This is a genomic window from Bosea sp. BIWAKO-01 (assembly GCF_001748145.1).
Lineage (GTDB): Bacteria > Pseudomonadota > Alphaproteobacteria > Rhizobiales > Beijerinckiaceae > Allobosea.
Genome location: NZ_BCQA01000001.1, coordinates 265,621 through 278,297 on the forward strand (window position 1 = coordinate 265,621; position 12,677 = coordinate 278,297).

Here is a 12,677-nt window from a genome sequence, read left to right on the forward strand (position 1 = left end):
CGCTCAATGCTCCAGGACGAGTTCGTTCGCGCCAAGCGAAGCGAAGTAGCGAGCGATCGCATGCGGATCGACCTCATCGAGCGTGGCCGGCTGCCAGCGCGGGGCATGATCCTTGTCGATCACCACCGCCCGCACGCCTTCATAGAAGTCATGGCCCTCGGCAATGCGCGAGACGATGCGGTACTCTGTGCGCATCGCTTCCGCGAAATCGAGCCCTGCCCCGCGGCGCATCTGCTCGAAGGCGATGGCAATGCTGGTCGGGGATTTGACGGCAAGCGTCTGCAGGGTCTTGCCGGCGAAGGCGTCGCCGGATTCAGCCTTCAGCTTCAAGCGCCCCCTGATGCCGTCCAGTTCGGAGGCGCCAAAGCATTCGGCGATGGTCGCGCGTTCGGTGGCCAGCTTTTGCGGGCCGGGATCCTGGGTGTACCCGGCCAGGATCTCGTCGACGGCACCGCGGCCGGTCAAGGCATCGGCGAGTTCCGCCATCCGGCTGCTCGGTACGGCATGGGTCGCAAGACCCAGCGCCAGGGCGTCCGCTGCCCCGACGCGGTCTCCCGTCAGGGCGAGATAGATGCCGGCTGCGCCTTCCAGGCGCGGCAGGGCATAGGTCGCGCCGACATCCGGGAAGAAGCCGATGCCGACCTCGGGCATGGCGAAGAGGTAGCGGTCGCCGGCGATGCGGTGGCTGCCATGCAGTGAAATGCCGACGCCGCCACCCATGACGATGCCGTCGATCAGCGCGATATAAGGCTTGGGATAGTGCTTGATACGGTGATTGAGGATGTATTCCTCGCCCCAGAAGGCGAGCATCTCGCCCTGACGGCCGGCGCGGCCGAGATCATGCAGCGAGCGGATGTCGCCGCCCGCGCAGAACGCCTTCTCGCCGGCGCCCATCACCACGATGCGCGTCACCAGCGGGTCATGTTCCCAGGCATCGAGCGCGCGTGCCAGTTCGCGGACCATGACCAGGCTCAGCGCATTCAGCGCCTTGGGGCGGTTGAGGATGACGACACCCGCCGCGCCCCGGATTTCGCAAATGATCTCTGGTTCCTGCGACATGCCGTGCTGTTCCCTGATAACAGGGTCCGGTTCTGGGCCGGGGCTCGGGCGCTTGTCAACGCGCGGCGCCGCCTGACCCTGAGCGCATGGTTGCGACCATCCACCTCTATTTTGGAACGGTTCCGATGTGCTAAGCATCCGGCAAAGGACAAGCCAACGCGCCCAGGCGGCGGAGGATTTTATGGCATCTCGGGTTGTAAGGCCGTTTCCGGCGCCCGTCGCGCGGCAGGATGATCTGGCGGCCACTGCTCTGCGCAGCAAGGATTCGCTCGACCTGACCCGCCGGATGCGGCGCAACCGCAAGGCCGAATGGTCGCGCCGGCTGGTGCGCGAGGCGGTCCTGACCGCAAACGACCTGATCTGGCCGATCTTCCTGGTGGATTCGAGCGAGGCCCGCTCTGCTGTCGACTGGATGCCGGGCGTCGACCGGCTGAATATCGAGGAGGCGGTGCGCCAGAGCGCCCATGCCGCCAGCCTCGGCATTCCGGCGATCGCGCCTTTTCCCTATGTCGAGAAGTCGTTGCGCGACGCGACGGCGTCCGAAGCGCTGAACACGCGCAACCTGATGTGCCGCGCCGTGCGCGCCATCAAGACCGAGGTGCCCGAGATCGGCATCATCTGCGACGCCGCGCTCGACCCCTACACCTCACATGGTCATGACGGCGTCATGGCGGGCGAGCGCATCCTGAACGATGCGAGCGTGCGTGTTCTGACACAGCAGGCGCTGGCGCTTGCCGATGCCGGCGCCGATGTCATCGCCCCCTCCGACATGATGGACGGCCGCGTCGGCGCTATCCGGGTCGAACTCGACGAGGCCGGCTTCGAGGACGTCCAGATCATGGCTTATGCGGCGAAATACGCATCGGCCTTCTACGGCCCGTTTCGCGACGCGATCGGCACCAATGCGACGCTGATCGGCGACAAGCGCACCTATCAGATGGACCCCGCCAATTCGGACGAGGCCATTGCGGAGGTCGCGCTCGATCTCGAAGAGGGCGCCGATATGGTGATGATCAAGCCCGGTATGCCCTATCTCGACGTGATCGCGCGCGTGAAGGATCATTTCCGGGTGCCGACCTTCGCCTATCAGGTCTCCGGCGAGTACGCGATGATCCAGGCCGCCGCCCTGAATGGCTGGATCGATGGCGACAAGGCCATGATGGAGAGTCTCATCGCGTTCAAGCGCGCCGGCGCCGACGGGGTGCTGAGCTATTTCGCGCCGCGCGTCGCCGAGAAGCTGAAGATGAACAGCTAAAGGCCGCCGGCTGAAGCGCGTGCGCCTTGGGGCGCACCGCCTCACGTCACGGGCGACCGGCAAAGCGCTGAATTGCGCGACGCATCGAGTATCAACGCGTCGCAACTGGCGCTAGCCTTCGCGCAATGCGCGCGCTCCTCCCGATTCTCATGGCCTTGCTGCTGACCGGCTGCAGCGAACGCTTCGATACGGACCAGACGCGGCTTTGCCGCCAGGCGATCCCGGCGCTCAACTCGCAGGAAGCGCGGATCACCATCGACCGCGCGACCAATGGCCAGCGCGCCAACACCCTGCGCATCCTCTACCATGTCGAGTCCGGCGGCGGCCCAGCGCGCCAGCGCATGATCGATTGCCTGTTCGCCGGCGAGGGCGCGGGTCTGCAGCGCGGCGCGCTGCTCGGCGTCGCGGTCGACGGACGGCCGATGAACGATGCCAGCTTCTACCTGCTCCGGCGCTTCTATCTCGAGAACCGCGAGGAGCCGCCGGTCGATCCTGGCTCGGCCCGCATCGACGGCCTGCCGCAGCTCCCAGCCGGCCTCGCCTATGCCCTGCAGCAGGGCTTGAGCGCCCTGCCCTCGGCGGCGGTCTACGCGCTGCTCGCCTCGGCCTATGCGCTGATCTATGGCCTGACCGGACGCATCATCCTGAGCTTTGGCGAATTCGCGGCGCTGGGCGCGCTCTCCGCCGTCATCGGCGTGGCGTTGCTCGTCTCGACGGCGATCTCGACGCCGGTCTCGGGGCTGCTGGTCGCCTTCGTCATGGCCATGCTGGTCGCGGCCTTTCACGGCTTCGCCATGGGGCGCTTCGTGCTGCGCCATCTCGAGCGCGCCAGCGGCCAGCAGATGCTGATCGCGACGATCGGGCTCGCGATTGCGCTGTCCGAATATCTGCGGCTGGCGCAGGGGCCGGACCTGCGCTGGCTGCCGCCGGTCTTCAACGAGCCCTGGGCGCTGGCGCGCTCGGGCAGTTTCATCGTCACCGCAACCCCGGTCGGGCTGGCGCTCGCGGCCGGCGGGCTCAGTGCCGCGCTCGGGCTCGTGCTGCTGATCCGCCGTTCCGCCTTCGGACGGGCCTGGCGCGCAGTCTCGGACGATGCCGGCACCGCGGCCCTTTTCGGCGTCAACGCGCGTGCCGTGCATGATCGCGCCTTGATCCTCGCCTGCGCGGCCTGCGGCGCGGCCGGCGTCATCGTCACCGCGATCTATGGCGGCATGGGCTTCGCTGGCGGCTTCACGCTCGGGCTGAAGGCGCTCGTCGCCGCGATCCTGGGCGGCATCGGCTCAGTCGCCGGCGCCTGCCTCGGCGGCCTCAGCATCGCGCTCTTCGAGGTCATCTGGTCATCGACCATGCCTATCGAACAGCGCGACATCGCCGTCTATAGCTTGCTCGCCGTGGTGCTGATCCTGCGCCCCGGCGGTTTCTTCGGCGAGGGCGCGCTTTCGCCTCGTCAGGTCTGAATGGAACTCCACGCATGAGCGAGCCTTTCTCGATCACTCCCGCCGATATCGAAGCGGCCGCACAGCGTATCGAGGGGCATGTGCTGCGCACACCGCTGGTGCCCGCGCCGCGCCTCTCCGACCTCACCGGCGCGACCGTGCTGGTCAAGCACGAGAACATGCAGGCGACGGCCTCCTTCAAGGAGCGCGGCGCGGTCAACAAGTTGCTAGGCCTGACGGAAGCCGAGAGGGCCCGCGGCGTCATCGCCATGTCCGCCGGCAACCATGCACAGGCCGTCGCCTATCACGCGCGCCGCTTCGGCATTCCGGCGACCATCGTGATGCCGGAGACGACGCCGCTGGTGAAGGTCGAGAACACAAGGGCCCATGGCGCGCGCGTCGTGCTCTATGGCGAAACGCTCTACGAATCGGCCGTGCGTGCCCGCGAGCTGGCGCAGGCCGAGACCCTGGTCTTCGTGCACCCCTATGACGATGCCGCCGTGATGGCGGGCCAGGGCACGATCGCGCGCGAAATGCTGGCCGACGCACCCGATCTCGACGTGCTGATCATTCCGCTCGGCGGCGGCGGCCTGATGGCCGGCAACGCGATTGCGGCCAAGGCCCTGAAACCGGAGATCGAGCTGATCGGCGTCGAGGCTGAGCTCTATCCCTCCTTCTACAACGCCGTGAATGCCGAGGACCGACCGATCGGTGGCGCGACCCTGGCCGAAGGCATCGCCGTGAAGACGGTCGGCGAGCAGACCTTGCCGATCGTCTCCAGCCTGGTGTCCGACATCGTCCTGGTTGGCGAGGACCTGATCGAGCGCGCGGTCAATGCCTATGCCAGCCTGCAGCATTCTCTGGCCGAGGGCGCCGGCGCCGCGGGGCTGGCCGCGATGCTGAAGGAGCCGGAGCGCTATCGCGGCCGCAAGGTCGGCCTCGTGCTCTGCGGCGGCAATATCGACACCAGGCTGCTCGCCGCGATCATGGTGCGCGAACTGGAGCGCGAGGATCGCATCGCCGCCTTCCGCCTCACCGCCAGCGACCGGCCGGGCCTGCTCGGTAAGGTCGCGAGCCTGCTCGGCGACCACGGCGCCAACATCCTCGAGGTCAGCCATGGCAGGCTGTTCCTCGACGTGCCGGCCAAGGGCGTGACGCTCGACGTGACCGTCGAGACACGCGGCGAAAGCCATACCCGCGCCATCGAGGACGCGCTGCGGGCCAACGGCTTCCAGCCGCGCCGTATCTTTCCGCGTGGCCTTGCGGAACAGGACCGCTGATCAAACATTATGGCAGCGGAGCGCACCACCACCGGACGCGCCCGCGAAACAAGGGGTCTCGACTTTCGATGAGCGAACGCAGCTATCAGCAACCCGCGATCACGCCGATCGAGCAGCGTCCGCTGCAGAATGTCAGCGGCGTGCTGGGGTCGCGCCTGTTCGCCTGGATCGGCGACATCGTCGCCCTGTTCATCCTGGGCTGGCTCGTGGTCGCGCTCCTGATCTTCCTCGGCCTCGTCACCTTCGGCGCGACCTGGTTGCTCCTGCCCATCGCGACGGTGGCGACCGCGCTCGGCTACGCGGCGCTGACCGTCGGCGGCCGGAAACAGGCGACCTGGGGCATGCGCATGGCGGGCCTCAGGGTCGAGACCGTGAATGGCGGCCGTCCCGACGGGCTCGCAGCCGCCGTCCACGCCCTGCTGTTTTATGTCGCGGCAGGCACGGTCGCGCTCTGGGTGCTCGATATTCTCTGCGGACTGGTGCGCGATGACCGCAGGCTCGGCCACGACATCCTGACCGGGCTGGTGGTCGTTCGCGCCTGAGCATCATCGCAACTCTTGTTGCCGGCTGCGCTGCTGCTACACTCGTGGTTCAGGTCGTTTCCGGAGCGATACGAACGTGACGCGCCCGTTGCGGGATGCCCCGCAATTCTATCTGACGTCACCGACCTCCTGCCCGTATCTGCCCGGGCGGGAGGAACGCAAGGTGTTCACCCACCTTGTCGGCGGACGGGCGCGCGACCTCAACGACGTGCTCTCGCAAGGCGGCTTCCGGCGCTCGCAGAGCATCGCCTATCGTCCCGCCTGCGAGACCTGCCGCTCCTGCGTCTCCGTCCGCGTCTGCGTCGACGATTTCCGGCCGTCACGCGGCTTCCGGCGCGTACTCGCGCGCAATTGCGACCTGATCGGCGAGGAACTGCCGCCGGAGCCGCGCTCCGAGCATTACTCGCTGTTCCGCAGCTATCTCGACGAACGCCACCCCGATGGCGGCATGGCCTCGATGTCGGCCCTCGATTTCGCGATGATGATCGAGGACACCCATGTCGCGACCAGCCTGATCGAGTACCGCCGGCGCGGCCCCGATAGCGGCTTCACCGGGCGCGGCGTCGGCGATCTCTTCGCCATGGCCCTGACCGACCGGCTGAATGACGGGCTTTCCATGGTCTACTCGGTGTTCGACCCGACGCTGGAGCAGCGCTCGCTCGGCACCTTCATGGTGCTCGACCATATCGAGCGGGCGCGCAAGCTCGGCCTGCCCTATGTCTATCTCGGCTATTGGGTCGATGGCTCGCCCAAGATGGCCTACAAGGCCCGCTTCCTGCCGCAGGAGCGCCTCTCGCCCCAGGGCTGGGAACGGGTCGACTCGGACGCTTAAACCGTTTGAAACGCATCGTCGAGGCGCGAAAAACGCGCTTGCGGCCCGTGCTTCCTGCCGGCACCCTGGCCGCAATGGCAGCGGTCGGAGCGCCAATTCCAGCGCGCCCCGGCACAGCGACGTGCCCATACGGAGGAAGCCTTGAGCGATCAACTGACCGAGCGGCTGGAACGCTGCTATACCGGCATCATCCACGATGTCATGCGCGCCATGGGGCTGAAGGACTTCACGCTCCCGCCCGATCTGCGGCCGCTCCTGCCCGGCCAGAAGCTTGCCGGCCCGGCCTTCACCGTCGAGGGCAAGACCGATCCGGATTTCGACGCGCATGAGACCCTACTCGGCTGGACCGGCCTGCTTTCGCGCGCCAAGCCCGGCCATGTCTGGGTCTGCCAGCCCAATACCGACGAGGTCGCGCTGATGGGCGAGCTTTCGGCCGAGACGCTCAAGAACAAGGGCGTGCGCGGCTGCGTCATCGACGGCCTGTCGCGCGACACCGAGTTCATGGTCGACATGGGCTTCCAGGCCTATTTCCGCGCCTATACGCCTCGCGACATCGTCGGCTTCTGGATGCCGAAGACGATCGACGAGCCGATCAAGATCGGCGCGGTCTGGATCCGGCCCGGCGACTACATCCTCGGCGACCGCGACGGCATCGTGCGCATTCCCGTCGAAGTGATCGAGGAGGTGCTCGAGAAGGCGGAGACGGCGATCTCGGCCGAGAACAAGGTCCGCACAGCGATCCTCGCCGGCACGGACCCGCAGGAAGCCTATCTCCAGTTCGGCAAGTTCTGATCGCTTGCGGCCTGCCTGCCCCGGTCGCGCGGACTGCGCGGCCGGCTCCCCCAAGGAGTTAAGCCCATGGCTCAGCACGATCCCCGACTCATCCTGCTCGATCCGCGCGACAACGTCTTTGTCGCACGGATGCGCCTCGCCGCCGGCGAGACCGTGGAAACCGGCGCAGGCCCGGCCGTGCTCGACCGCGATATCCCGCTCGCCCACAAGGTTGCGCGAAAGCCGATCGTGCCCGGCGAAAAGATCCTGAAATACGGGGCCCCGATCGGCGTCGCGACCGAAGCGATCGCGCCCGGCCAGCATGTCCATGTTCAGAACATGAAGAGCGACTACACCCCGACCTATCATCTCGAAGACGAGCGCAAGGCGGGAGCCGTCCAATGAACGACATGCGCGGCTATCTCCGGTCCGACGGGCGCAAGGGCATCCGCAACACCGTCGCCGTCGCCTATCTCGTCGAATGCGCGCATCACGTCGCACGCGAGATCGCCCTGCCCTGGCGCGAGAACGGCGTCCACGTCATCGGCTTTCCCGGCTGCTATCCCAATGGCTATGCCGAGAAGATGATGGAGCGGCTCTGCACCCACCCCAATGTCGGGGCCGTGCTGCTGATCTCGCTCGGCTGCGAGAGCTTCAACAAATATGCGCTCGAGCGCGTCGTGCGCGCCTCCGGCCGGCCGGTGAAGACCATCATCATCCAGGGCACGGGCGGCACGCGCAGCTCGATCAAGGAAGGACGCGCCTGGGTCGAGGCCGAGCGCGCACGGCTCGACGAGCAGGAAACCGTGCCGATGGCGGTCGGCGAGCTCGTCGTCGGCACCGTCTGCGGCGGTTCGGACGGCACCTCGGGCATCACCGGGAACCCTGCGGCCGGGCGCGCCTTCGACCTTCTGATCTCCGAGGGCGCCGCCTGCATCTTCGAGGAAACCGGCGAGCTGATCGGCTGCGAGCACATCATGGCGGCGCGCGCTGTGACGCCGGAGCTGGGCGAGGAGCTGGAAAAATCGGTCGCCAAGGCGGCCCGCTATTACGCGACGCTCGGCTATGGCTCCTTCGCCGCCGGCAATGCCGAGGGTGGCTTGTCGACCATCGAGGAAAAATCGATGGGCGCCTATGCCAAATCCGGCGCCTCTCCGATCTCGGGCCTGATCAAGCCCGGCGACATCCCGCCCCATGGTGGTCTCTATCTGCTCGATGTCGTGCCCGATGGCGAGGTGCGCTTCGGCTTCCCCAATATCAACGACAATGCCGAGATCGCGGAACTGATCGCCTGCGGCGCCCATTGCGTGCTCTTCGTCACGGGCCGCGGCTCGGTCGTCGGCTCGGCGATCTCGCCGGTGGTCAAGATCTGCGCGAACCCGGAAACCTATCGGCGGATGGCAGACGACATGGATGTCGATGCCGGGCGGATCCTCGAGGGCCGCGCCGGGCTCGACGAGGTCGGCAGCGAGATCCGCGACCTCGTCATCTCGCTGGCCAAGGGCGGGCGCACCAAATCGGAAGAGCTCGGCCACCAGGAGTTCATCCTGACCTATAAGAGCTTCGAACCGCTCGGCCCCGCCTGCCTGCCGGCGGCGTGACGAGAGAGCGCAGGGGCTTCATCACGTAAGGTCATTGACCGGCGCGCTGCCGCGCCGTAGCGCGGAAACCATGGGCGCGACGGCGACAGGGGTGAGATGGGGACGCGGCGTCGTTGCCGTGCTCTGCGCCTATGCGCTGATCCTCAACGCGGTCCTGCTGTCGATCGGCGCCGGGCTCTCGGCTGCTCCCTCACCCTTTCCGCAGCATGTACTCTGCGCGCCCGGCGGCTCGTCCGAACCGACGGCCCCGGCGAGCCCGGAGCAATCCAAGACCTGCTGCGCGCTCGGCTGCCTTGCGAGCGCCAGCGGCACCCCTCCTGTCGCGGCTGCGGCGCTTCCGCTCCAGCGCAGTGTCAGTGTCGCGAAAGGCGTCACCGACCCACCCGCAGCGCGCGTCGCGACCGGCCGCAGCGTCTACCCGCTTGGAGCGCGCGCGCCACCTGCCCTGGCCTGAAGCCAGACTTTCCCCCTTCAGGACAGGACATTCCTCATGACCATCGTTTCAACGACGCAGGCTGTGCCTGCGGGCGCGGATGCACGCGCCGCTTCCCTCTACCGCGCCGTCTGGCGCTGGCATTTCTATGCCGGGCTGTTGACGCTGCCCTTCCTCATCCTGCTCGCGGTCACCGGCGGGCTCTATCTCTTCCGCACCGAGATCGACGGGCTCATTCATCGTGATCTCAAGCGGGTGGAGATCCGATCGACCGTACCGACCCCTGCGACGACACTGGTCGCCAACGCGCTTGCGGCCTTTCCCGGCAAGGCCGTGAAACTCGTGCCCGCGGCAACAGCGTCATCGGCTGCGGAGGTCACCGTCCGAGATGCCGCTGGTGGGCGCAAGGTCGTGCATGTCGACCCCTATGACGGGCGTGTACTTGGCCAGATCCCCGACAAGGGCACGGTGATGTGGGTGGTGCGGCAGATCCACAGCCTCGCCTATTTCGGGCCCATCGCGAATGGCGTGATCGAGATCGCCGGCGGCTGGTCAATCCTGCTGGTCGGGACCGGGCTCTATCTGTGGTGGCCTCGCGGTCGCAAGGGCGGCGTAGTCTCGCTGCGTGGCGATGCCGGCAAGCGCGTCTTCTGGCGCGACCTGCATGCCGTCACCGGCGCCTTCGCCGGCTTCTTCATCGTCTTCCTCGCGATCACCGGCATGCCATGGTCCGTGCTCTGGGGCGACCAGGTCAATCGCTGGGCCAACGGGCATAATTTCGGCTACCCGGCCGGCATCCGCGTCAACCTGCCGATGTCGGATGAGCATCTGCACCATGCCGGGCCGACCTCCTGGTCGCTGGAACAGGCGCGCGTGCCCGAATCGATCGCGACGGCGGCAGCGCCGGTCAGCCTCGACACGGCCGTGGCGCGGTTCGACGCGCTCGGCCTGGCGCGCGGCTACGCCATCAACCTGCCAGCCGGCCCGAGCGGCGTCTTCACCGGTTCGGTCTATCCGAACGACCTGTCGCAGCAGCGCGTCATCCATCTCGACCAGTATAGCGGCGAGCCCCTGCTCGACATGTCCTTCGCGGATTACGGCCCGCTCGGGAAATGGCTGGAATGGGGCATCAATGTCCATCTGGGTCAGGAATTCGGCCTGGCGAACCAGCTCTTCATGCTCGCCGTCTGCCTCGCGATCGTCCTGCTCTCGGTCTCGGCCGGGGTGATGTGGTGGAAGCGGCGCCCAGCCGGATCGCTCGGCGTGCCGCCGCTGCCGCCCGAGCGCCGGACACTCTACGGCGTCTTCGCCATCCTGGCGGTCGGCGGGCTGATCTTCCCGCTGGTCGGCGTGTCGCTGATCGTCATGCTGGTCGTCGACCGCTGCTTCTGGCCGAAGACCGCGCGCTAGCGGCATCGCGGGCCGGCATGCATCCCGGGCATGCCGGCCCGTTGATCGCACGGAAGATATTTCTTCGCTTTCCGGGAAAATCCGCGACGGATTTAAGACTAAATCAAACCGGATCGTCGCAGGTTGCCGGCTCTTGCCTGACGCCTATCTGGGGGGCCAATGCTGAGTTCCTTGACACGGATGCCCTCCGAGATGTCCTCGGAGGCACGCCGGCAGCTGCTCAATGCGGTCACAGACCTGTTCCTGCTCGACCAGGACCCGACCGAGCCCTCGAAGGCGCATTACGGCGAGATCGCGCTGCGTTCGCTGCCGCATCTCGAGGACGAGGCGCGAAAGGCCTATGCCGGTCAGGTCGCGGCCGTGCCGAGCCTGCCGCACGAGGTTGCGGTCACGCTTGCCGGCGATGCCGATTCCGAAGTCGCACGCCTGGTGCTGAAACTCTCTCCGGTGCTGACCGATACCGACCTCGCAGCAATCGCGGTCAGCCAGTCGCAGCACCATCTCGTGGCGATCGCCGAGCGCGCCCGTCTCTCGGAAAGCGTCACCGACATTCTCGTCCAGCGCGGCGACCGCACCGTGCTGCACACGGTCAGCGCCAATGAAGGCGCGCATTTCTCCGACAAGGGCTTCGACACGCTGCTGGAACGCGGCGGCAAGGATGCCGAGATCAGCGGCGCGCTGGCCAAGCGCTCCGACCTGACCCCGAACCGGGCCAGCCGCGTCCTCGAGATCGTCGAGGGGCTCAGCGGCGGCGCCTGGTCCAAGCCTGCCGACGAAGCCGCGACGCTCGCCCGCCGCGCGCGCCAGCAACGGCTGGAGGTCAAGCTCCTGCTCGCCGATCTCGGCGCCGGCAAGCGCGAGCTCGACGAGATCGTGACCATGCTGGCCGAAGAGGACCGGGCCTATCATCTTGCCGAGGTGATCGCGCAGGCCTCGGGCATCACCAATGAGCAGTCCCTGCGCGTCCTGCTCCAGCGCGATGTCAGCGGCATCGCCGTGACCTGCCGCTCGCTGAATCTCGGCACCGAGGCCTTCAAGTCCGTGCTGGAGCTGCGCTCGCGACGGCTGCTCTTCGGCGCGCGCGATGCCGAGGGCGACCTGAAAAACTATGCCGGGCTCGATATCGCAACCGCCGAGCGGACGCTGCGTTTCCTCAAGCTGAAGACGAAGATCGGCTAAGGCATCGGCCCGAAAACTGGATTGCGGTTTTCGGGCAAAGCCGATGCGAAGACAAGAGGCTCTAGCATCGGACCGGATACGATATCCGCCCGATGACAGAGCGGCACGCGCCCCCCGGCGACGCTCCCGCCACAAATCCGCGACATTCACGCGACCTTCTGCTAGGCTTGTGCCCAGGTGTTTGACCGAGAGGATGCCTTCGACGTGAGACTACCGATCCTTTCCGGCGCGCTCTGCGCGCTTGCGCTCAGCGCTGGAGCCTCGCAGGCACAGGCCTACCTGCCCTTCACGGGTTTTGCCGCCGTGCCGTCCTTCGCCTGGTCGGAGCCGACGCTGTCGCCCGGCGGCGTGAAGTGGGAAGGCTCCTATGCCCGCATCTCCTCTGGCTTCCAGGTGACCAGCACCAAGGGGCTGGGCACGTCGGCCGGCCCGACGATCGGGCTCGAAGGCGGCAAGATGTGGCGCGATGGCGACTTCCTCTTCGGCGTCATCGGTGCGCTCGAATACGCCCCTGCGATCGGCGGCTACGGTACGCCGAGCTTCAACACGGCGGCCTGGACGCGCGATGTCGTCGGTGCCTTCCAGCTCAAGGCCGGCGTGTTCGCAACCGAGAACGTGCTGCTCTACACCAAGGTCGGGCTCGCTGCCGCGAACGAGACCTGGCGCTACGGCCCGACGCCCTTCAGTTCGCCGTTCAACCGCAGCGAGATCGCGGTCAGGCCCGAGGCCCGCGCCGGTGTCGAATGGGCCGTGACCAACAACCTGACGCTCGGCCTCGAGGTCGGCGTGGTCGGCCAGGCGATCAGGTAGGCCCCTCCTCCCGGCGCCCTGGCCGGGACCGCCCGCGCTGGCTGAGAGATTGATTCAGCGACCGGAGAA

At 67.2% G+C, this 12,677-nt stretch carries 13 protein-coding genes; 12 read left to right on the top strand and 1 reads right to left on the bottom strand.

Annotation, left to right across the window (positions count from 1 at the left end; genetic code table 11):
• Positions 1–3 precede the first annotated feature (3 nt).
• On the bottom strand, positions 4–1,059 hold the full coding sequence (locus BIWAKO_RS01270; RefSeq protein ID WP_069876994.1) for an enoyl-CoA hydratase/isomerase family protein: 1,056 nt from the start codon (positions 1,057–1,059) through the stop codon (positions 4–6).
• Positions 1,060–1,240: 181 nt separating this feature from the next.
• Here BIWAKO_RS01270 and hemB point away from each other — a divergent pair, with 181 nt between their 5' ends.
• The 12 genes from hemB (at position 1,241) to BIWAKO_RS01330 (ending at position 12,608) form a co-directional block, all read left to right on the top strand.
• A complete protein-coding gene (gene hemB, locus BIWAKO_RS01275) occupies positions 1,241–2,314 on the top strand; it encodes a porphobilinogen synthase (RefSeq protein ID WP_069876995.1) in 1,074 nt (357 codons plus the stop codon).
• Positions 2,315–2,439: 125 nt separating this feature from the next.
• Complete coding sequence (locus BIWAKO_RS01280; RefSeq protein ID WP_069876996.1) at positions 2,440–3,771, top strand: branched-chain amino acid ABC transporter permease; 1,332 nt, start codon at positions 2,440–2,442, stop codon at positions 3,769–3,771.
• A gap of 14 nt (positions 3,772–3,785) precedes the next feature.
• Positions 3,786–5,030, top strand: a complete 1,245-nt coding sequence (locus BIWAKO_RS01285; protein WP_069876997.1) for a threonine ammonia-lyase — start codon at positions 3,786–3,788, stop codon at positions 5,028–5,030.
• 68 nt (positions 5,031–5,098) lie between these two features.
• A complete protein-coding gene (locus tag BIWAKO_RS01290; RefSeq protein WP_069876998.1) occupies positions 5,099–5,572 on the top strand; it encodes an RDD family protein in 474 nt (157 codons plus the stop codon).
• 76 nt (positions 5,573–5,648) lie between these two features.
• Positions 5,649–6,404 carry an arginyltransferase gene (locus BIWAKO_RS01295; RefSeq protein ID WP_069876999.1) on the top strand — a complete coding sequence of 252 codons (756 nt, stop codon included), beginning with the start codon at positions 5,649–5,651 and terminating at the stop codon, positions 6,402–6,404.
• A 141-nt stretch (positions 6,405–6,545) separates the two neighbouring features.
• On the top strand, positions 6,546–7,196 hold the full coding sequence (locus BIWAKO_RS01300; RefSeq protein WP_244523334.1) for an RraA family protein: 651 nt from the start codon (positions 6,546–6,548) through the stop codon (positions 7,194–7,196).
• A gap of 66 nt (positions 7,197–7,262) precedes the next feature.
• Entirely contained in the window at positions 7,263–7,580 is a 318-nt protein-coding gene (locus BIWAKO_RS01305) for a UxaA family hydrolase (protein WP_069877000.1), read from the top strand.
• The gene (locus BIWAKO_RS01310) at positions 7,577–8,776 is read left to right on the top strand and encodes a UxaA family hydrolase (RefSeq protein ID WP_069877001.1); all 1,200 of its coding nucleotides are present in this window, start codon (positions 7,577–7,579) and stop codon (positions 8,774–8,776) included. Before BIWAKO_RS01305 ends, BIWAKO_RS01310 begins: the two co-directional genes overlap by 4 nt.
• Before the next feature lie 91 nt (positions 8,777–8,867).
• Entirely contained in the window at positions 8,868–9,230 is a 363-nt protein-coding gene (locus BIWAKO_RS01315; protein WP_141739932.1) for a hypothetical protein, read from the top strand.
• 36 nt (positions 9,231–9,266) lie between these two features.
• The gene (locus BIWAKO_RS01320; RefSeq protein ID WP_069877003.1) at positions 9,267–10,619 is read left to right on the top strand and encodes a PepSY-associated TM helix domain-containing protein; all 1,353 of its coding nucleotides are present in this window, start codon (positions 9,267–9,269) and stop codon (positions 10,617–10,619) included.
• Positions 10,620–10,811: 192 nt separating this feature from the next.
• The gene (locus tag BIWAKO_RS01325; RefSeq protein WP_176733242.1) at positions 10,812–11,798 is read left to right on the top strand and encodes a DUF2336 domain-containing protein; all 987 of its coding nucleotides are present in this window, start codon (positions 10,812–10,814) and stop codon (positions 11,796–11,798) included.
• A gap of 204 nt (positions 11,799–12,002) precedes the next feature.
• Positions 12,003–12,608: an outer membrane protein gene (locus BIWAKO_RS01330; protein WP_141739933.1), complete on the top strand. Its 606-nt coding sequence runs from the start codon at positions 12,003–12,005 to the stop codon at positions 12,606–12,608.
• Positions 12,609–12,677 lie beyond the last annotated feature (69 nt).